Source organism: Rothia kristinae (assembly GCF_016028855.1).
Taxonomy (GTDB): domain Bacteria; phylum Actinomycetota; class Actinomycetes; order Actinomycetales; family Micrococcaceae; genus Rothia; species Rothia kristinae.
On the sequence record NZ_CP065738.1, the window covers coordinates 591388 to 612026 of the forward strand.

The window sequence follows — 20639 nt, forward strand, 5'->3', positions numbered from 1 at the left end:
TCTCCACCGCGGCAGCTCGGGCTGCGGAGCGGAGCTCCCTCCGCCCTGAGCCCCCCGAGGGGATTCGAGATCACAGCATCGCGAAGCTGTCAAGGGCTCCCGCGATCGTATCCGATTCACCCGCGCCGGGTCAGTCCACGACGCCGTACAGCCGGTCCCCCGCATCCCCCAGCCCGGGGACGATGTAGGCCTTCTCGTTGAGCCGCTCATCCCGCGCCGCGAGCACCAGATCCACGTCCGGCAGATCCGCAACCCCTTCCTCCAGAGCGGCGATGCCCTCCGGGGCGGCGAGGATGCACACACAGGTGATGTGGTCCGCCCCGCGCTGGCGCAGGAAGCGGATGGCCTCGATCAGGGTTCCGCCGGTGGCCAGCATCGGGTCCAGCACGTAGACCTGGCGTCCGGTGAGGTCATCCGGCAGGCGCTCGGCGTAGGTGACGATGTCCAGGGTCTGCTCGTTGCGGGCCATGCCCAGGAACCCGACCTCCGCCGTCGGGATCAGCCGGGTCATCCCCTCGAGCATGCCCAGCCCGGCGCGCAGCACCGGGACGACGAGCGGACGGGGCCGGGAGATGCCCACCCCCCGGGCTTCGGCCACCGGGGTGCGCACGGTGACCGGCTCCACACGGATGCTGCGAGTGGCCTCGTAGGCCAGGAGGGTCACGAGCTCATCCACCAGGGCCCGGAACTGCGGGGAGGAGGTGCGCTCATCGCGCAGGACGGTGACCTTGTGGGAGACGAGCGGGTGGTCCAGGATCGTGACGCGCATGTCCCCACGCTATCGCAGGCGATGCCCGACAATGGTGGAATGGCCAGCCCCCCTCCCCCGGCGCGTCGCGCCCCCATCCCGTCCGAGTCCGAGCGCTGGATGGACGCGGCGCTGCGCGAGGCCCGAGCGGCCCTGGAGACTCACGACGTGCCGATCGGGGCCGTGGTGATCGGTCCGGACGGGAGGATCATCGGCCGGGGGCGCAACCGCCGGGAAGCCGACGCCGATCCGACGGCCCACGCGGAGATCCTCGCGATCCGCGAGGCGGCCCGGGAACTGGGCACCTGGCGTCTGGCGGGGTGCACGCTGGCGGTGACGCTGGAGCCGTGTTCGATGTGCGCGGGCGCGATCGTACTGGCCCGGGTCCCCCGCGTGGTCTTCGGCGCCTGGGATGAGAAGGCCGGCGCCGCAGGCTCCGTCTTCGACGTGCTGCGGGAGCGGCGGCTGAACCACTGGACCGAGGTGCTGCCCGAGGTCCGGGAGGCCGAGTGCGCGGGGCTGCTGCGGGAGTTCTTCGCGGCCCGCCGCCCGGGTGCATAACCTCACAAAGCATTCGGGGCTCCGATCTAGAACTGACCGGTCAGTTCAACTAGAGTGGTGCTCTGCTCGACGACGCGCGCTCGACGCCGGGCGTGCACCGCCACCCATCCCACCCCCACCCTGGAGGCTTCCTCCGCCGTGCTGCACGCCGAGAACATCACCGCCAAGGGGCGCCACGCCCCCCTGATCCAGCGCACCTCCCTGGACGTGGCCCCCGGAGAGCTGCTGCTGCTGCAGGCCTCCGGACAGCTGACCCGCACCGCCCTGGCCCTGGTGCTCACCGGGCGCATGAAACCGGAGTCCGGATCCATCACCTGGAACGAGGAGTCCTCCCGCAAGGCCCTGCGCCGGCACGCGAGCATCGTGGACGCCCCCGAGCTCAACGAGATGGAGAAGCACATGCGGGTGCGCGACTACGTCTCCGAGATGCTCTCCTACATGCCCCACCCCTTCCTGCAGCGTCCCCACTCCGGGCGCTGGCTCGAGGAGAACGGCCTGGCGGATCTGAACAACCTCTGGGACGAGCAGCTCACCGGCGAGCAGCGGATCCGGCTCATGACCGCCCTGGCCCGGCACAACTCCGGGGCGGACCTGCTGGTCTTCGACACCCCCTCCCGCCACGCCCACTACTCCGTCACCTGGATCCCCCGCCTGCTGGAGCTGGCCCAGGACGAGGAGCACCCGCGGGCCGTCATCGCCGTCGTCCCCCACGTCTCGGACAAGTGGTACGGCCCCGTGGCCATCGAGGGGGACCCGCAGGGCGGGCGCGGACCCGACATCGCCGACGAGGAGGAGGGCGGACGCCACCGGCAGCCCGCGGAGGACCCTCTCCCGCCCACCCGGATGCTCTCCCTCGAGGAGCTGTTCGACCTGGAGGCCGCGGCCGAGGAGATCGAACCCGAGGGCGACGACGCCGACCAGACCGCCGAGAACGAGAACTAGGAGAAGACCGTGACGTCCTTACGCCTCGCCCTGACCGAGCTCAAGCGCTTCTCCCACGGCGTGCTGCCCAAGCTGGTCATGCTCGCCGTGACCCTCGTGCCCCTGCTGTACGGCGGGGTGTACCTGTACTCCAACTGGAATCCGTACGGTCGGGTGGACAACGTCTCGGCCGCCCTCGTGCAGTCCGATCGCGGCGCCACCGACGAGTCCGGCAAGCATGTGAACACCGGCGAGGACGTCGCGAAGGAGCTCAAGGACGCCGGCAACTTCGACTGGCAGGACGTGAGCACCCGACAGGAGGCCGTGGACAAGGTGGAGAAGGGCGAGCTCGGCTTCGCCCTCGTCATCCCCTCGGACTTCTCCCAGAAGCTGCTGTCCACCTCCCGGTTCCAGCCGGATGAGAACGGCAAGACGGGCGAGGTGGATCCCCAGAAGGCCGGCCTGGAGATCATCACCAACGACGCGAACAACTACCTGCTGACCAACATCGTGGAGAAGGCGGGCACCTCGGTGCGCGACACCGTCGCCAGCCAGGTCGGCGACGAGACCGCCAACCAGCTGCTGGCCAGCTTCACCGACATCCACGGCCAGCTGGTCGAGGCCCGGGACGGGTCCCAGAAGGTCACCGATGGGACCGTGCAGCTGGGCAGCGCCATCGATCGCCTCAAGGGCGGCACCTCGGACCTGGTCAGCGGCTCCCAGCGGCTCAACAGCGGCGCGCACCAGCTGCACGACGCCGAGAACCAGCTGGTGGACGGGCAGCGGCAGGGTCTGGACGGGGCCCAGCAGCTCGATGACGGGGCCCAGCAGCTGGATTCCGCGACGGGGCAGCTGGCCGACGGCACCGGGCAGCTGCGCAGCGGCGCCGGGCAGCTGAAGGACGGCACCCAGCAGCTGGCCGACGGCTCCGGCCAGCTCAAGGACGGCACGGCCACCCTCGCGCAGGGCGCCACCCAGCTCAAGGACGGCACCGCACAGCTGTCCTCCGGGGCCACCCAGCTCAAGGACGGCACCGCACAGCTGTCCTCCGGGGCCACCCAGCTGAAGGACGGCACCGGCAAGCTCGTGACCGGCGCGACCCAGCTGGACCAGGGCATCGGCCAGCTGGACACCCAGCTGAAGGAGTCCGGGATCAGCCAGGTCGGCGACAACCTGACCGGAGTCTGCCGGGACCTGTCCTCGTTCAACGACCAGAAGGCCACCGGTCGCCTGGGCACGGACGTGTCCAACGCCGTCGTGTCCGAGAACGCGAAGATCGTGCGCGAGACCCTGCAGCAGCAGGTCAAGGACGGCACGATCGACCTCACCCAGCAGCAGATCGACGCGATCGTGGGCACCCTGGGCGGGGAGCAGGCGCACCAGCGCATCAACGACGCCACCGCGAAGGGCCTGAACGACTTCGAGGCCACGGACATCGGCAAGGATCTCGCCTCCCTGCGCAGCTCCACCTGCGCGGCCAACGGCGTCTCCCAGATCGCCCAGCAGATCGACCAGCTCACCGGCGGCGTCGCCCAGCTGAAGGACGGCTCCAGCACGCTCGCCCAGGGAGTGAAGTCCGCGGATTCCGCCGCGGGAACGCTGGCCGACGGCGCCAAGACCCTGGACGAGAAGACCGGCGAGCTGGCCGACGGCGCCAAGACCCTGGACGAGAAGACCGGGGAGGCGAAGTCCGGCATCGCGACCCTGGATGAGAAGACCGGCGAGCTGGCCGACGGCGCCAAGACCCTGAACGACAAGACCGGTCAGCTGGTCTCCGGGGTGAACCAGGTGGATGACGGCGCGCAGCAGCTGAACTCCGCGACCGGTGAGCTCACCGACGGCACCGGCCAGCTGGTCAGCGGATCCCAGCAGCTGCTGGACGGGCAGACCCAGGCTCGCGACGGCGCCTACACCCTCGCCTCCGGCACGGACGACGCGGTCTCCGGCGCGACCCAGCTGGATGACGGCGCCGGGCAGCTGCAGAGCGGCTCCTCGGACCTGGAGGACGGGTCGAAGAACCTCACCGACGGGCTGCGCCAGGGCGCGAACAAGGTGCCCAACCTGGATGAGAGCCAGCGCAGCTCGCTGGCCAAGGTCATGTCCGATCCGGTGGCCAACGACCACGACTCGCTGGCCACGGCCGCCAACTACGGCGAGGGCATGGGGCCGTTCTTCATGTCCCTGGCGCTGTGGATCGGCGTGCTGATCACGGGTCAGTTCGTGCGGCCCTCCAATGAGCGGGCGCAGGCGTCGAACACCTCGAACTTCCGGATCATGCTGGGTTCCTGGATCCCGTTCGCCGTGGTCTCCGTGGCGCAGGCCGCGATCCTGTTCACCGTCGTGAAGTTCGCCCTCGGGTTCGAGATGGCCCACCCCTGGCTGGTGCTGTGGTTCATGCTCCTGGTCTCGGTGACGTTCAGCGCGATCGGGCAGGGCCTGATCTTCCTGCTGGGCAATCCGGGCAAGCTCCTGGTGCTGATCCTGCTGATCCTCCAGTTGGTCACCGGCGGCGGTCTGATGCCGTATCAGACCCTGCCCCAGCCGCTGCTGTGGATGCACGACGCCTTCCCGATGGGGCACTCGATCACCGCGATCCGGCGCCTGGCCTACGGGGTGGATGAGTCCTCGGTCTGGACGATCGTGTGGATGATGGTCGGGTACCTGCTGATCGGCATCGCCCTGGGCTTCCTGGGCGCGATCCGCTCCCGAACCTGGACCCTGTCCAAGCTGCACCCCGAGATCGAGGCGTAGGACGATGACCGCTCGCACCGACAACCGCCCCGACGCCGCCGGCACCGCGCCCGCGTCGGGGCGGCGCCCCGGGGCCCGGCGCCCCGGGCGCACCTCCCGCACCCAGCTGAAGCTCTTCGAGGCCGCGATGGTCATCATGAGTGAGAAGGGCCCCACCCAGACCACGGTGGATGAGGTCGCGGCCGCCGCCGGGGTCTCCAAGGGCACCGTCTACTACAACTTCGGCTCCAAGAAGTCGATGGTCGAGGGGCTGATGCGCCACGGCATCCAGCTGGTCCTGGAGGCCATCGAGGACGCACAGGTCGGCGTCGAGGATCCGCGGGAGCGGCTGCGCCGCGGCATCATCGCGGCGCTGCGGTTCCTGGAGGAGCACGGCGGCTTCGCCCGGCTGGCCATCGCCGAGATCTGGCGCCCCTCCGGGTCCCTCTCCGAGGTCATCGGGGATCAGCGGACCCTGCTGCTGGAGCGGGTCACCGAGCTGATCACGGACCTGTCCCGCACCTACCGGGTGAACGAGCACCCGGATCCGCACACCCTGGCCGTGGGGCTGTTCGGCACCACGTTCATGCTCGCGATGGACCGGGAGCTGAGCCGGACCCGACGCACCACCCAGGAGGCCGCCCGCGCCGCGATGACCCTGGTGGACGGGTACATCCAGAGCCCCCTGTCGGAGAGTTGAGCGGGCACCGGCCACCCGGTACAGTGCTTTGACGTTGGTGACGTGTCCGAGCGGCCGAAGGTGCGACACTCGAAATGTCGTGTACGGCAACCCCGTACCGAGGGTTCAAATCCCTCCGTCACCGCGCCGAGCGAAGGCCCCTGCTCCCCGGCATCTCCGGGGAGGCGGGGGTCTTTCGCATACCCCGGGGCGACGGCGCGCTCCCGGATCGTGGGGACGGGCCTGGGTACACTCGGGGCAGGCCAGCACCGTCGATCGGGGCGCTCAGGCACCGGCCGTTCCGCGCCCCGGAAAGGGATGTCCCGTGCCCGCGCAGCCCTCCGCCTTGATCCGCCACGTCGGCGCCGACCAGGTCACCGCCCACCTGCCGATGCGCGCCGCCGTCGACGCCCTGCGCCAGTCCCTCCTGGACGGGCTGGACCCGGCCGAGGATCTCCAGCGGTGTACTGCGCCCCTGAGCCGCGGCCGGTTCCTGATGATGCCCAGCGAGGTCGGCGGCTACGCCGGCATCAAGATCCTCACTCTGTGCCCGGACAACGCCGACCGCGAGCTGCCCACCATCCAGGGCGGCTACCTGCTGCACGACGCCGAGACCCTCTCACCCCTGGCCATGATCGACGGCACCGCCCTGACCGCGGTGCGCACCCCCGCCGTCTCCGCCCTGGGGGTGGACCTGCTGGCCGACGGCGAGGCGCGTGAGCTGATCGTCTTCGGCACCGGCCCCCAGGCGCTGCAGCACGTCCACGCCATCGCCGCGATCCGCCAGATCTCCCGCGTCGGCCTGGTGGGGCGGGACCTCGCCCGCACCCGCGCGGCCGTGGAGAGGCTGCGCCGAGACGGGTATCGGGTGCACGTGGCCCACGCCGACGACACCGCCGGAGCCCCGATCATCGCCTGCTGCACCGCCTCGGCGGATCCCCTGTTCGACGGCTCCGTCGTGGATGAGCGGGCGGTGGTCGTCGCGATGGGCTCCCACACCCCCGACGCCCGGGAGGTGGATGACGCCCTGCTGGCCCGGGCCCGCGTGTACGTGGAGGACCCGGAGACCGCGCTGCGCGAGGCCGGGGAGATCGTGCAGGGGACGGCCTCCGGGATCCTCAGCGCCGAGCGGCTGCGGCCGCTGCGCGAGCTGGTGTGCGCCCCGGGGCCGCAGGACGCCCCCGACGCTCCGGGGCCCGCCCTGTTCAAGACCGTGGGCATGGGGTGGCAGGACCTCGTGACCGCGCGCGCCCTGTACGAGAACCTGCCCGGACGGGGCTGAGCGTGGCCCATCCCTCCCCTCACCGGGCGGGCCCCGGGCCCGACGACGCGGGAACTGCCGATGCGGACCCCTTCGACCTCCGGCGGATCGGTGCGGACCTGCCCGCCCTGGCGCTGGCACCCCAGATCCGCGGGTGGCTCTCGAGGACGGGGCGGCTGCGCGGCGTCGTCGAGGCCCCGCCCGGCACGGGCAAGACCACGCTGGTGCCGCCCCTCGTCGCGAACCTGCTGGCCGGCCTGGCGGATCGGCCCGGCCGGGTGGTGGTCACCCAGCCGCGACGCATCGCCGCCCGATCGGCCGCGCGCCGCCTGGCGGCGTTGAGCGGCACCCGGCCGGGACAGCTGGTGGGGCACACCGTGCGCGGCGAACGCGTCATGGGCCCGGATGTGCGAGTGGAGTTCGCGACCACCGGGGTGCTGCTGCGTCGGCTGCTCGCGGACCCGGAGCTGAGCGGGGTGGACGCGGTGATCCTGGACGAGGTGCACGAGCGGCATCTGGACTCGGATCTGGTCTTCGCGATGCTGCATCAGCTGGTGCAGCTGCGGGAGGATCTGGGGCTGCTGGCCATGTCCGCGACCCTCGACGCCCCGCGGTGGGCCCGGCTGCTCGGCGCTCCGGAAGCGGGAGGCGCCTCCGACGGCGGGGCCGAGGTCCCCGCGCCGATCGCGACGGTGGACGCCGCGATCCACCCGCTGGAGCAGCGCTGGGCGCCCGCCCCCGGTCCGGCGCAGGACGCCCGCGGGGTCACGGACGCCTTCCTCGCGCACGTGGCCTCGGTGGTGCGCGAGCATCACGACGCCGCCCCGGCGCACGCCGCGAGCAGCGCGCCCGCAGGGAGCGCATCTCGCGGGGCCACGTCCCGGCGCGCGGACCCTGCCGGGGAGGCGGCGCCCGCCGGTGACACCCTGGTCTTCCTGCCCGGGGCGCGGGAGATCGAGCGGGTCGCGGGCCGGCTGCGGGATCTGCCGGCCCCGGTGCTCACGCTCACCGGCGCCACCCCCGCCGCCGAGCAGGATCGCATCCTGGACCCGGCCGCGGGTGGGACGGGCCGGATCATCCTGGCGACGAACCTGGCCGAATCCGCCCTGACCGTGCCCGGGGTGCGGCGGGTGGTGGATGCGGGGCTGGACCGGCAGCCCCGCGTGGATACCGTGCGCGGCATGAGCGGACTGGTCACGGTGGGTGCGTCCAAGGCCGCGATGATCCAGCGGGCCGGGCGCGCGGCCCGCGAGGCGCCGGGTACGGTCATCCGCTGCATGTCCGAGGCGGAATATGCTGCGCGACCGGCGGAGACCCCGCCGGAGATCACCACGGCCGAGCTGACCCGGGCCGTCCTGGACCTGGCCTGCTGGGGGACGCCGGACGGGCGGGGTCTGGCGCTGCCGGATCCCCTGCCGGAGCGGACCCGCGCCCTGGCCCACCGCGAGCTTGCGGCCCTGGGGGCGCTGGACGAGGCCGGGGAGGCCACCGACCTGGGTCGGCGCCTGGCCGCGGTGCCGGCGGATCCGCACCTGGCCCGGGGCCTGTTCGACGGCGCCGCGCTGGTGGGTCCCCGGGCCGCCGCGGAGGTCGTGGCCGCACTGGCTGGGGATCAGCGCGCCCCCGGGGCGGACCTGACCGCCCTGCTGCGCGGGCTGCGCCGGGACCGGGACCGGACCTGGCGGCGGGAGACCCGCAGGCTGGAGCTGCTGCTCGCCGAGGGAGACGGCGCGCCCGACGGTACCGGAACCGGGTCCGAGTCCGGGTCCCGGGACGTCGAGGACTCCTCCCCCGCGGCATCCGGTGCGGCGGATGCCGCGACGGCCGGGCTGGTGACGGCCCTATCCTTCCCGCAGCGGATCGCCCGACGTCGTCCCGACACCGACCGGGAGTATCTGCTGGCCTCGGGCACCGCCGCCGAGCTGCCGCGCGAGGCCGCCTGGTCCGGGCAGGAGTGGCTGGCCGTGGCGGAGGTGCAGCTGCTCGGGGATCGGGCCCTGATCCGCTCGGCCGCGGGCATCGACCGGGAAACCGCCGAGCTGGCCGCGGGCTGCCTGCTGGTCACGGAGCAGACGGGGAGCTTCGCTGCCGGGAGGGTCACGGCGCGGGAGGTGACCCGGCTCGGAGGCATCGAGCTGTCCGCCACCCCGGTGCGCCCGACCCGGCAGATGGGGCGCCGCGCCGTCGCCGAGTCCCTGGCCCGGGAGGGGCTGATGCAGGTGCTGCGTCCCGGTGAGGGCTTCGAGGCCCTCCGGTCCCGACTGGGGCTGCTGCACCGGGTGCTCGGGGAGCCCTGGCCCTCGATGCTGCCGGCCGACCTGGCGCAGACGGCAGAGGATTGGCTGGGTCCGGAGCTGGAGCAGATCGCCGAGGGAACGCCCGCCGCCCGGGTGGATGCGGTGTCGGCGCTGCGTCGGCTGCTCCCGTGGCCCCAGGCCTCCCGGCTGGAGGAGCTGGTGCCGGAGCGGATCCGGGTGCCCTCCGGGGCGGCGGTGCGCCTGGCCTACCCGGCCCCGGAGGAGCACGATGACGATCCCGATGCACAGCCCGCCCCGCCCGTGCTGGCCGTGAAATTACAGGAATGCTTCGGCTGGGCCGAGGGTCCGCCCGTGGTGGACGGCCGGGTTCCGGTGCTGCTGCACCTGCTCTCCCCGGCCCGTCGCCCCCTGGCGGTCACCGCGGATCTGCGCTCCTTCTGGGAGAACGCCTACCCGCAGGTCCGGGCGGAGAACCGCGCGAAGTACCGCAAGCACCCGTGGCCGGAGGACCCGTGGAATGCGGTGCCCACCTCCAAGACCAACCGCCGCCTGGCCGAGGGCTGACGGCCCGGCCTCACCGAACCCGGCTACCCGCGCATGGCCAGGGCGAAGGGCAGCACCGCCGGCGCACCGGCCAGGCGCAGCTGCCGGGCGGCCACGGTGAGGGTCCAGCGGGTGTCCACGAGGTCATCCACCAGCAGCACCGGGCCCTGCGCCTCGGCCAGCCGCGCCGCCAGCTCCGGCCCGACGCCGAAGCGACCCCACACCCCCGCCAGGCTGTAGGCGCTGTTCCCGCCGCGCGGCCCCGTCGGCACCGCAGCGTCCAGCTCCAGGGCCCCCAGATACGGCAGGCGCCCGGCCGCGGCCAGGCCCCGGGCCAGGGAATCCACCAGCCGCGGCCGGGAGACCGAGGGCACCGCGACCACCCCCACGGGGCGGGCGGACCAGTCCCACTCGGCCAGCACCCCCACACAGGCCCGGCCCACATCCGAGGGGACCTCCCCGTCCACGGGGTTCCCGGCGTCGTCGGCGGCGAAGATCTCCCGCAGCCGGTTGCCCCATCCCAGATCCGTCAGGCGGGCCAGGGCCCGGCCCCGCTCGGCGCGCTCCTGCTCCGGGATCCTCCCCCTGACCTCCAGGCCCAGGGTCGCCATGCCGCTGGGCCACTGCGAGCGCGCCTCGATCGGGACCCCCACCCGCACCAGACCGTGCTCGGCCCGGCGCACGGCCTCCTCATCCGCCCCCGTCGGATACCAGGGTCCGGCGCACACGTCGCACCGGCCGCACGGGGCGGCGTCAGGATCATCCAGCTGGGCGGCGAGGAACTGCATGCGGCACATCCGCCCGGCCTCGTACTCCAGCATCGCGTCCTGCTCGGCCCGGCGCGCCTGGGCGATCCGCTCGTACCGGGCGGCGTCGTAGGTCCAGGGCGCACCGGTGCTGGCCCAGCCGCCGGAGACCTTCTCCACCGCGCCGTCCACGGCCAGCACCTTCAGCAGCAGCTCAAGCGACGAGCGCTTCACGTCCACCGCGGCCTCCAGGGCGGCCACGGACATCGGCCCGCCGGCCCGACCCAGGGCCCCCAGGATGCGCTGGGCGTTCTCCTCGGTGGGCATCGAGGCGGTGGCGAAGTACCGCCAGATCTCCCGGTCCTCCTTCCCGGGCAGCAGGAGCACGTCCGCGCTGTCCGTGGCGCGCCCCGCGCGCCCCACCTGCTGGTAGTAGGCCACCGGGGAGCTCGGCGCGCCCAGGTGCACGACGAAGCCCAGGTCCGGTTTGTCGAAGCCCATCCCCAGCGCGGAGGTGGCCACCAGCGCCTTGACCCGATTCTCCTTCAGGGCGGACTCCGCCTGCTCCCGATCCTGCGCGTCCGTGCGGCCGGTGTAGGCCAGCACCTCGTGCCCCGCCTCGGCGAGGATGCGGGCGGTGTCCTCCGCGGCGGAGACGGTCAGGGCGTAGACGATGCCGCTGCCCGGCAGATCCCCCAGGTGCGCCAGCAGCCACGCGATCCGGGCGGCGTTGTCCGGCAGGCTCAGCACCCCCAGGCGCAGGGAGTCCCGGGCCAAGGGGCCGCGCAGGGTGAACACCTCCTGACCCACCCCCAGCTGCTCCTCGATGTCCGCGACCACCCGGCGGTTGGCCGTGGCCGTGGTGGCCAGCACCGGCACCCCGGCGGGCAGGGCGCGGATCAGATCCCGGATGCGCCGGTAGTCCGGGCGGAAGTCGTGGCCCCAGTCGGAGATGCAGTGGGCCTCATCCACCACCAGCAGGGAGCAGGTGCGCATCAGCTGCGGCATCCACTCCTCGCGGAACCGGGGGTTGTTCAGCCGCTCCGGGCTGACCAGCAGCACGTCCAGCTCTCCCGCGCGCACCCGGTCCTGGATCTGCGCCCACTCGGTGGCGTTCGCGGAGTTCACGGCGGCAGCGCGCACCCCCGCCCGCTCGGCGGCGGCCACTTGGTCCCGCATCAGCGCCAGCAGCGGGGAGATGATCAGGGCCGGTCCCCCGCCCTCCTGGCGCAGCAGCAGCGCAGACAGGAAGTACACCGCGGACTTGCCCCACCCGGTGCGCTGGACCACCAGGGCCCGGGCGCGGTCGGCCACCAGCGCGCGGATCGCCTCGAACTGCCCCGGATGGAAGTCACCAGACGGGGCGCCGGTCAGCGCCCGCAGGGCCGTCAGGGCACGCTCGCGCAGGGCGGCGTCGGGATCGGGCTGGGCGGGATCGAGGCTGGGCCGGGCGGCGTCGTGGGTGTCCATGACCCCATGGTGGCACCGGCGACTGACACGCCGAAGCGCCCGCCGGGCTCCTGTGGATACGGTCGGTGATTCTCAGCCGCGCCACAGCGCCGGGCGCGTACCATGAGGTGACCCCGCCCGCCCACCGGAAACGGACCCATGACACCTCTGCTGGATCTCGCCGCCCACGTCGCGACCCTGCCCACGGCACCCCTCGGCCTGTTCGGCGTGGACCTGAAGCAGCTGCTGGCCGACGCCGGCCCGTGGGTGCTCGGCGTCGTCGCCCTGATGATCTTCATCGAATCCGGCGTGCTCTTCCCGTTCCTGCCGGGGGATTCGCTGCTGTTCACCACGGGGCTGCTGCACCAGCAGCTCGGGCTGAATCTGGCGGTGCTGCTGCTGACCGTGGCCGTCGCCGCGGTGGCCGGGGACCAGGTGGGGTACATGCTGGGGCGGTGGTTCGGGCGCAGGCTCTTCTCCCCCACCGGGCGCATCCTCAACTACGAGAACCTGGACAAGGCCGGTGCGTTCTTCGCCCGCTACGGCGGCAAGGCGCTCGTGCTGGCCCGCTTCGTGCCGATCGTGCGCACCTTCGTCCCGCTCACCGCGGGCATGGCCCGCTACCGGTACCGGGACTTCGCCAAGTGGAACATCACCGGCGCCCTGCTGTGGGTGCTGCTGCTGACCTTCGCCGGGGTGTGGCTGGGCAACGTGACCTTCATCCGCGAGCACGTGGACCTCATCGTCATCGTCATCGTGCTGGTCTCCGTGATCCCGGTGGGCCTGGAGATCTGGCGGGAGAACCGCAAGGCCAAGGCCCGCCTGGCCGCCTACCAGGAGGAGCACGGGAAGCCGCTGAACCCGGAGTCCTGAACCGGCGGCACCGCCGCAGGCCACCGTCGCGACACGGCCGGGAGACGGCCGGAATGCGGGCCGGCCGCACTCGGTTGCACTGCCCATGAGCCAACAGCAGAGCATGAGAGCGCAGACCTACTCCTCCTTCGGCGACGACGCCGTCCTGCAGCTGCAGGAGCGTCCCCTCCCGGAGGTCGGGCCGGGCGAGGTCCTGGTCCGGGTCCGCACCGCGGGGATCAACCCGGTGGACTGGAAGATCATGTCCGGCGGCCTGTCCTCCCTGATGCACACGGAGTTCCCGGTGGTGCCGGGGTGGGACGTCGCCGGCGTCGTCGCCGCGACCGGCATCGACACCCCCGGCCTGTCCGAGGGCGATGAGGTCATCGCCTACAACCGGCGGGACTGGATCCACCACGGCACCTTCGCCGAATACACCACCATCCCCGCCCGGGCCCTCGCCCGCAAGCCCGCCGCGCTGGACTGGGACCAGGCCGGGGGTCTGCCGCTGGCGGGCCTGACCGCGCTGCAGGTGCTGACCCGGCTGGGGCTCTCCCGCGATCCGCAGGAGAACCGCGGCACGACCGTCCTGATCCACGGGGCCTCCGGCGGCGTCGGCTCGATGGGCGTGCAGATCGCCGTAGCCTACGGCGCCCGGGTGATCGGCACGGCTTCGCAGCGCAACCACGCCTGGCTGCGTGAGCTCGGGGCCGAGCCGGTGGAGTACGGGGAGGGCCTCGCCCAGCGGGTGCGCGAGCTCGCCCCGGACGGGGTGCAGATCGTCGCGGACTTCGTCGGCGGCGTCGTGGAGACCACCACCGCGGTGCTGGCCGAGGGCGGCGCCCACGCCTCGATCGCCGACCCGGAGGTGCTGGAGCACGGCGGGCAGTGGCTGTGGGTCCACCCCGATGCCGAGGGGCTGGCCGAGCTGGCCCGCCTGGCTGAGGACGGCGCGCTGACCGTGCGCGTGGCGGACACCTTCCCGCTGGACCGGCTGCCCGAGGCCTTCGCCGCCAGCCGCGAGGGCCACACGGCGGGGAAGATCGTGCTGCGCGTCTCCTGAGCCCCGCGGTCCGGCCCCTGGGGCCGGCCCGCGGACGGGCCCCCGGGCTGACGCGGCCTCAGTCCCGGGCCGGCTTCCAGCCCTTCCGGGTCGTGATCAGCAGACGCTGACCGGCAGCATCCGGGTCCACGGCCACCCCCAGCAGGGCGGCCGCGGCCGCATCGAAGGGCAGGGTGGGCAGCCCCGGCACGGTGGCCACCGCATCGAGAGGCTCGACGGCGGCCTCCTCCCGCGCCGGGGCGTCCTTGAGGCTCACGGGGTAGACGATCGTGTGCTCCAACCCCGAGTCGATCAGCAGCCGGTCCGCGGCCTCCTTGTCCGCCAGGAATCCGCGCAGCGCGGTGCGGTAGATCCCGCGGGCGAACCACGAAGCCTTCTGCGCGGTGTCTCCGGCGCCGAACACCGACGTGAGCACCACCCGGCCGGCTCCGGCGGCCCGCACGGCCTCGAGGATGGACGGGAGGCTGCGCTGCATGAAGGTGCGGTCCTTCATCGGGCCGGTCACCGCCACGATCACGACCTCGGCGTCTCGGGCCGCGCCGGTCAAGGCCTCGACATCGTCGAGCTGGCCGCCGACGATCTCCAGACCGTCCCTGGCGGTGAGGGCTTCGGGGCGGCGGACGTAGGCGGTGACGCGGTGCCCGGCGTCGAGGGCCTGGGCGAGAATGCGGGAGCCGACGTTTCCGGTGGCACCGAGCAGCAGGATGTTAACGGGAGTTCTCCTCAGGGGATGGGGGTGGGTGTGGGGTTGGTGCGGTCTCAGACCCGCGGTCCGGGCTCTGACGTCGGGGGAGGGACGATCTCTAGGGCAGGGGGCGATCCAGCACGGCCTCCAGGGCGGCGAGACAGCGCTCGATCAGCTCGCCTCGATAGGCTCCGGGAGCGTGCCTGCGCGTCGTCGCCAGGTGCTCGACCAACGCCAGCCAGCCTCCGATCAGCACACGGGTTTCCGCGGTGTCCGGGACGCCGGTGAGCTCGATGATGCGCCGCAGCTGGACGTCGTGGTTGGCGGCGGTGATCACGTGCACTCCGGCGACGGTGTCCGCGGTGGGGGCGTACAGCTCCCGGATGCCTCCGGAGCTGGCGTCGAAGGCCTGGAAATAGGCGTCCAACGCGCGTCGGGCCGCCTCACGAGGGCTGAGTCCGACGGCGGGTTCGGTGGCCTCGAGCAGACGCCGGGACTCCTCGGCCAACACCGCCTCGACCAGCGCCTCCTTGCCGGGAAAGTAGTGGTAGAGCAGGGCCCGGCCGATCCCGGCCTCCTGGGCCACCGCACTCATGGAGAGGTTCCCGACGCCGCCCTCGGCCAACAGCCGGGTGGCCACGCGCAGCAGCTGCGCGCGCCGGCCTTCGGAGCTCAGTCGCGTCCGCGACGGCTTATTGGACATGTGTCCAATATAGGACCATCCAGTGCTCAGCGGAAGTACCGGGCCAGGACCGCGTCCTTCAGGCGGGGCGGGGCGGCCGCCGCGATCAGGCGGGCCGCGCCGACGCCGCGCCCCAGGGAGTACCGGGCCCGCGGATGGGAGGCGGTGGCCGCGTCGATGATCCGGCGGGCCGCCCGCGCCGGATCCAGACCCCGCGGGGCCCGGCGCTCGGCCCGGTCCGCGACCCTCTCGGCCAGCGCCTCGTAGCGGCCGCCGCGCGCCGCCTCCCGCAGCTCCTGCGCCTCGCGGCGCTGCCACCCGGTGTCCACCGGGCCGGGCCGGATCTCCACCACGTCGATGCCGCTGCCGCGCAGCTCCAGGCGCAGCGTGTCCGCCAGCGAGACCAGCGCCGCCTTGGAGGCGCAGTACCACCCGCTCATCGGCTGGTGCAGATCCGCGGCCACGGAGGTCACCAGCAGGATCCGCGGCTGGCGGTCGACGTCGGTGGGCCGGGTGTCGGCGGCCCGGCGCATCCCGGGGAGCAGCGCCCGCGTCAGGGACATCGGGCCGAGCACGTTGGTGCGCAGCTGGCGGGTCGCGGCGTCGTCGTCGACCTCTTCGAGGGCGCCCTGCTGCCCGTACCCGGCGTTGTGCACCATCAGGTGGGGGCCGGGGCCGAGCTCGCGGATGCTCTGTGCGGCGCGGCGGATCGACTCCTCATCCGCCAGGTCCAGGACCACCGGCACGGCCCCGCGGGTGAGCAGCGGCTCCAGGCTGTCCTCGGAGCGGGCGGTGACGACGACGCGGAACCCGGCGTCCAGCAGCCCCTCGGCCACAAGCCGACCGATGCCGCGGGAGGCCCCGGTGACGACGGCGAGCGGTCCCCGCCGATCACCCGGGTTCCCGTGATGCGGGCTGCCGGGATGCTGACTCCCGTGATGCGGGGTCCCGCCGTTCGGATCTCCGGAGGACTCGGGGCGCTCCTCCGCCGGGCCCGCCGATCCGGTCTGCGGGGAGAGGGGTCTGCGCTGGTTCGCCGTCATGGCGCCGAGTCTAGGCCCCCGTGAGTCCGCTCAGCGGGTGCGTCGGGGACGGATCAGCACCAGGGCCGCACCAGTACCGAGCACGAGCAGACCGGCCAGGACCATCCGCACCGGATCCTGGGCGCCGGTCCTCGCCAGCCCACCCGGCCCCGTCTCGGCGGAGTCGGCCGCGACCCCGTTCGGCTCCACGCTCAGGGCGCCGCCGGAGGGCAGGTCATCGCTCCCACCCCCTCCGATCCCGGCCCGGCCGTCAGAGGCGGAGGGTCCCGGTGCGGGGAGATCCGGCCCCGCCGTGGCCGTCGGAGCGGCGGTGGGGACCGGTTCGCCCGTCGGGACAGGGCCCGGCGCGCTGGTCGGCGCGCCCGTCGGGGCCGGCGTCGGCTCACTCGTCGGAGCAGGGCTCGACTCCGGCGTCGGCTCGGCCCCGGCTCCGGTGAAGTCGGCGTTCATCACCACGTGCGTGCCGGTGGTCGGCTCGGTCAGCTCGACCTCGTGCGTCCCGGCGTCCAGGCCCAGCCCGGACAGCGGCATGGAGACCTCCGCGGCGCCGTCTCGCACGGAAACCTCACCGGCGTCGCGCCCGCCGATGCGCACGCTCAGCCGCTCGGGAGTCGGGATCCCGGGGGAGGCGACGGCGAGGTCGGAGACCCACACCGTGTACATGCCGGAGAGGTCATATGCCTCCGGCTTCTCGGACACCCGGACGGCCTGCTTCTCCGGTCGCGGCGTCACGACCCCGAGCTCGCGCAGGTAGTCCTGGAAGGCGTCGGAGTCCACGACGGCGGTGTCCTTGGTGTTCCTCCCCTGGGCGAGGGTGGAGAAGTTATCCCCGCCGCCGAGCAGGAAGGAGGGCAGGGCCACGGTGTAGGTGCGCCCCTCCTCCAGGGGCTTCCCGTCGATGCGCACCTCGTCGATGTTGTCGCCGCGGGTCGCGTAGCCGGCGGCACCGGGCTCGCCGGTGTAGGTGTAGGTGACGTTGGAGGACAGCCCCAGCTGCAGGTACGGGCGGGTGGCCATGGATCCGGCGTTGTCCTGCTGCCACTGCTCCTCGAGCACCTGGCGCAGCTGGGCGCCGGTCAGCTGCGTGGTCCAGAGGTTGTTGGCGAAGGGCAGCACGGAGACGGCGTCGGCCACCGTGATCTGATCCGCGGTGGTGGAGGGGTCGCTGCGCAGGCCCGCCGGGAACTCGTCGCGCAGACCCCCGGGGTTGACGATGGCCAGGTCCGCGGGCGTGCGCCCCGTGCCCTTCGCCGCGTGCAGGTACATGTCCGCGACGAGGTGTCCCATGGTCGATTCCCGGTCGCGCTGGTCGAAGCCGCCCTTGGCCTCGGCCTGGTCCGGGTCCCAGCCGGTGGTCACGGGGGCGGCGAGGTCGGCGAGCTTCCGACTGCCGATGCGATCGGCGTGCTCCTTCGCGTCGGTGAGCACGCGCTGCGCCTGCTGCAGGACGGGGTCCGCCGCGATGGTCTGGGCGTTCGGGATCTTCTTGGGGTTGGCGATCAGCTCGGCCCGGGCGCCGCGCACCTCGTGCCGGGCGTCCAGGGTGAGGGTGACGGCGCCGAGGTTGTCCCCGTAGTTGCCGGTCTGCAGGACGGGGCGCTGCCCGGGTCCGGTCTGGCCGCCGGGCGGCAGCACGTACTCCTCGTGGGTGTGTCCGGTGAAGATGACGTCCACGGCGGGGCTGGTCTGGGTGACGATGCGGTCCTGGGGATCGTCCGTGCGCACCCTCTCGTGGTATTCGGCGACGATCACGTCGGCTTCGCCGTTGTCGAGGTCGCCGTCGCTGAGCTGCTCGGCGTAGCGGTTGGTGGCGGCCACGGGATCGGTGAACTCCATGCCGCCCAGCGCGGAGGGGTCCACCAGCTGGGGCGTCTCGGCGGTGACGGAGCCGATCACGGCGACTCTCACGCCGTCGTCGGTCTGGAGGATGGTGTAGGGCTTGAGCACGGGGTCCCCGGTGGCGGGGTCGACGACGTTGGCGCCGAGGATCGGGAAGTCCGCGTGCTCGGAGATGCGCCCGGTGAGGTCAGCCAGGCCCTTGTCGAATTCGTGGTTGCCGGCGGCGCTGGCCTGCAGACCGAGGGCGTTGAGGTAGTCCAGGGTCGGCTCGTCGTCCTGGACGGAGGAGACGAACAGGCTCGCGGAGACGTTGTCCCCCGCGGAGAGGAAGAGGCTGTTGGGGTGTGCGGCGCGCTGCTGCTGCAGCGTGGCAGCCAGGCTTATCCCGATCTCCGGGGTGATGCGGCCGTGGAAGTCGTTGATGTTGAACAGGGTGAGCTCGGTGGTCCCGGCGTCCTCGACGGCGTGGGCGGCGGGCGCGGCGGGCAACAGGACGAGCAGGGCGGCGACGGCGGCCCCGGCACCCGAGCGCAGATGGCGGATGGTCATGGGTTACCCCCGGGAAAGACGGTGCGAGTGATGTGCGCAACTGTACCGAGGGCGGGTGAACCGCGGGTGAACACCCTCGGGTGCTGTGGACAACGCGGCGATCCGGGTTTCTCCCCGGGTGGTTCCAGCCGGGGTCCAGCGCCGCCCCCTAGTCTGTGCCGTTGGAACGATCCCCTGCTGCCGCAGCCTGCCGCCGCGAGGGGGCCCGGTGAGGAGTGAGCGGATGATGCGCGGGAGCAGACGGTGCGACGTCGTCGTGGGGACGATGCTGCTGGCGCTGGGTGCGGTGGGCACCTGGCGGATCTGGGACTGGGAGGTCGAGGGCGAGCATCTGGCGCTGTTCGATCACCCTCTCCAGCGCCTGGCGGCCGCCGACCAGCATCGGATCCTGGACGAGGCGGCCACCGCGGTGACGTGGGCAGCGACGCCGGAGGTGATCCCGATCCTCGCGGTGCTCGCCGCGATCCCCTGGTTCTTCAGGACCCGCCGCCGGGACCCCCTCCTGTTCGCCGGGGCCGTGGTGCTGGCCAGCGTCTCGGTCACGGCGCTGAAGGTCCTGGTGGCCCGGACCCGGCCGCCGGCGGCCTTCATGGTGGACGGCGCGGACCGCAGCTTCTCCTTCCCCAGCGGGCACACCTGCCTGTTCGCCACGGCCGCCCTGGTGCTGGCGTGGCTGCTGACCCGTGGGCGGGCGCGGGGCCCGCGTCTCCTGGCCTTTGCGATGGCAGCGCTGGCCTCGGGCACGGTCGCGGCCTCCCGGATCTACCTGGGGTATCACTGGCTCACGGATGTGTGCGCCTCCCTGGGGATCGCGGTGGCGCTGCTCGGCGCGGTGATGCTGACCGACGCGGCTCTGCCGCGGGGTGCGGCGGCCCCGGGACCCTCGCGACGGCGAGGCCGGGCGCGCCCTGCGCGAGACGGCGCTCCCGTTCCCGAATAGCCCTCGACCGGGAACGGATGCGCCGGGTCGGTGGGGTGGGCGGTCCGGGGTGTGGAAAACCTTCCGGGCCGGGTGCGGGATGGGCTAGTCTCGGGGGACCTGAGTGATTCACCTCGCATGATCACCGTCTGACCCTCGAGCACCCGGAGGCTCCCGTGGCCCGTTCGCACCGTCCCGCATCATCCCTGGCGCCCCTGGTCCTGGCCGGCGCCCTCCTGTTGTCCGGTTGCGGGGGTGAGAGCAGCGGTGAGGTGGTCGGCACCGCGGACCCGCGGGCATCGGCCAGCGCCTCGGCCAGTGCTTCGTCCTCGGCGTCGGCGTCCTCCACCGGGTACGAGAAGGCGACCCCGGAGCACCCGGCCCGCAACGTGCCGGTGCCGACCCTGCCGGAAGCCGCCAAGGAGGAGACCTTCGACGGCGCCAAGGCCTTCATGCAGTACTGGCAGGACTCTGTTCAGTACCTGGTCCAGACCGGAGACAAGCAGTACATGCTTCCCGCCATAGATCCGGAGAATCCCGGATACGGCGACCTATTCAACCCCCTTCAAAAACCATACAAAAATAATCAATGGATCGTTGACGGTCTCCCGACATATAGGGTGGAGCGAAATGGGGAATGGGAAAGAGTGGAGGGGAAGTATATTCTACACGTCTATCAGTCCCGCACCGACGGTGAACTGTGGGGCACCTCCGGAAAAGTTGATGATATCGGAGGGCATGACTACAACGGGCAACCGCAGATGCTCTTTCTAGATTTCATTGATGGCCATTGGGTTATAAACCGTATATCTGACATAGAGGGGATTGATTACGGTGACTAATAGGGCAAAAGGTCTCACTCTGTTGATTCTGATGGCATCCCTGGCCTTCCCCTCCCCGGCCGTCGCAGATTCAAAAAAAGAGTTCTGGGGGAACTCCCGGGGTGGCGAATTCCATGTCGGTGGTCAAGGAACAACCCCCGGAGGGAAACCCACGGAACCCGCCAGCACCGAAGGCGGCGGAAACGGTGGAGGCGGGAGATCCTCAGGTGTTGTCGCACCTGAGGACCCCTACGAGTATTACGCACACTATGGATGCCCCCTACCCGGCA

16 protein-coding genes and 1 tRNA gene are annotated in these 20639 nt (G+C 72.3%); 11 read left to right on the forward strand and 6 right to left on the reverse strand.

Features of this window, described 5'->3' with window-relative positions; translation table 11 throughout:
* Positions 1–130: 130 nt before the first annotated feature.
* Positions 131–769 carry a uracil phosphoribosyltransferase gene (upp, locus tag I6G21_RS02665; RefSeq protein WP_058730749.1) on the reverse strand — a complete coding sequence of 213 codons (639 nt, stop codon included), beginning with the start codon at positions 767–769 and terminating at the stop codon, positions 131–133.
* 39 nt (positions 770–808) lie between these two features.
* Here upp and tadA point away from each other — a divergent pair, with 39 nt between their 5' ends.
* The 7 genes from tadA to I6G21_RS02700 all read left to right on the forward strand — a co-directional run bounded on the left by tadA (position 809) and on the right by I6G21_RS02700 (position 9722).
* Positions 809–1309 carry a tRNA adenosine(34) deaminase TadA gene (gene tadA / locus I6G21_RS02670; RefSeq protein WP_061225297.1) on the forward strand — a complete coding sequence of 167 codons (501 nt, stop codon included), beginning with the start codon at positions 809–811 and terminating at the stop codon, positions 1307–1309.
* Positions 1310–1366: 57 nt separating this feature from the next.
* The gene (locus I6G21_RS02675; protein ID WP_129357667.1) at positions 1367–2251 is read left to right on the forward strand and encodes a P-loop NTPase family protein; all 885 of its coding nucleotides are present in this window, start codon (positions 1367–1369) and stop codon (positions 2249–2251) included.
* A gap of 9 nt (positions 2252–2260) precedes the next feature.
* A complete protein-coding gene (locus tag I6G21_RS02680) occupies positions 2261–4981 on the forward strand; it encodes a YhgE/Pip domain-containing protein (RefSeq protein WP_058730746.1) in 2721 nt (906 codons plus the stop codon).
* Positions 4982–4985: 4 nt separating this feature from the next.
* A complete protein-coding gene (locus I6G21_RS02685) occupies positions 4986–5660 on the forward strand; it encodes a TetR/AcrR family transcriptional regulator (protein WP_058730745.1) in 675 nt (224 codons plus the stop codon).
* A gap of 36 nt (positions 5661–5696) precedes the next feature.
* Positions 5697–5784: transfer RNA gene (locus I6G21_RS02690), tRNA-Ser, on the forward strand.
* A gap of 180 nt (positions 5785–5964) precedes the next feature.
* Positions 5965–6921, forward strand: a complete 957-nt coding sequence (locus I6G21_RS02695; RefSeq protein WP_197939457.1) for an ornithine cyclodeaminase family protein — start codon at positions 5965–5967, stop codon at positions 6919–6921.
* Positions 6922–6923: 2 nt separating this feature from the next.
* Positions 6924–9722: an ATP-dependent RNA helicase gene (locus tag I6G21_RS02700; protein WP_129357666.1), complete on the forward strand. Its 2799-nt coding sequence runs from the start codon at positions 6924–6926 to the stop codon at positions 9720–9722.
* 23 nt (positions 9723–9745) lie between these two features.
* Here I6G21_RS02700 and I6G21_RS02705 read toward each other — a convergent pair whose 3' ends face one another.
* Entirely contained in the window at positions 9746–11917 is a 2172-nt protein-coding gene (locus tag I6G21_RS02705; protein ID WP_129357665.1) for a RecQ family ATP-dependent DNA helicase, read from the reverse strand.
* 138 nt (positions 11918–12055) lie between these two features.
* Between I6G21_RS02705 and I6G21_RS02710 the strand changes: the two genes are divergently transcribed.
* Complete coding sequence (locus I6G21_RS02710) at positions 12056–12769, forward strand: VTT domain-containing protein (protein ID WP_129357664.1); 714 nt, start codon at positions 12056–12058, stop codon at positions 12767–12769.
* Positions 12770–12872: 103 nt separating this feature from the next.
* Complete coding sequence (locus tag I6G21_RS02715; RefSeq protein WP_129357663.1) at positions 12873–13811, forward strand: NADP-dependent oxidoreductase; 939 nt, start codon at positions 12873–12875, stop codon at positions 13809–13811.
* 58 nt (positions 13812–13869) lie between these two features.
* Here the strand turns inward: I6G21_RS02715 and I6G21_RS02720 are convergent, their stop codons facing one another.
* The 4 genes from I6G21_RS02720 to I6G21_RS02735 are packed head-to-tail and all read right to left on the reverse strand — an operon-like array spanning position 13870 to position 18609.
* Positions 13870–14631, reverse strand: a complete 762-nt coding sequence (locus I6G21_RS02720) for an NAD(P)-dependent oxidoreductase (RefSeq protein ID WP_197939472.1) — start codon at positions 14629–14631, stop codon at positions 13870–13872.
* A complete protein-coding gene (locus I6G21_RS02725; RefSeq protein WP_061225911.1) occupies positions 14615–15199 on the reverse strand; it encodes a TetR/AcrR family transcriptional regulator in 585 nt (194 codons plus the stop codon). The genes I6G21_RS02720 and I6G21_RS02725 overlap by 17 nt, the downstream gene beginning before the upstream one ends.
* A 26-nt stretch (positions 15200–15225) precedes the next feature.
* Positions 15226–16221 carry an SDR family oxidoreductase gene (locus I6G21_RS02730; protein WP_129357661.1) on the reverse strand — a complete coding sequence of 332 codons (996 nt, stop codon included), beginning with the start codon at positions 16219–16221 and terminating at the stop codon, positions 15226–15228.
* A 30-nt stretch (positions 16222–16251) separates the two neighbouring features.
* Positions 16252–18609 (reverse strand): bifunctional metallophosphatase/5'-nucleotidase, encoded by a 2358-nt coding sequence (locus tag I6G21_RS02735; protein WP_129357660.1) that lies wholly within the window; start codon positions 18607–18609, stop codon positions 16252–16254.
* A 226-nt stretch (positions 18610–18835) separates the two neighbouring features.
* On the opposite strand from I6G21_RS02735, the gene I6G21_RS02740 reads away from it, so the two are divergent.
* Positions 18836–19549: a phosphatase PAP2 family protein gene (locus tag I6G21_RS02740; protein ID WP_165869980.1), complete on the forward strand. Its 714-nt coding sequence runs from the start codon at positions 18836–18838 to the stop codon at positions 19547–19549.
* Between the two features lie 251 nt (positions 19550–19800).
* Positions 19801–20370, forward strand: coding sequence for a DUF6318 family protein (locus tag I6G21_RS02745; RefSeq protein WP_129357658.1), 570 nt, complete (start codon positions 19801–19803; stop codon positions 20368–20370).
* Positions 20371–20639: the final 269 nt, after the last annotated feature.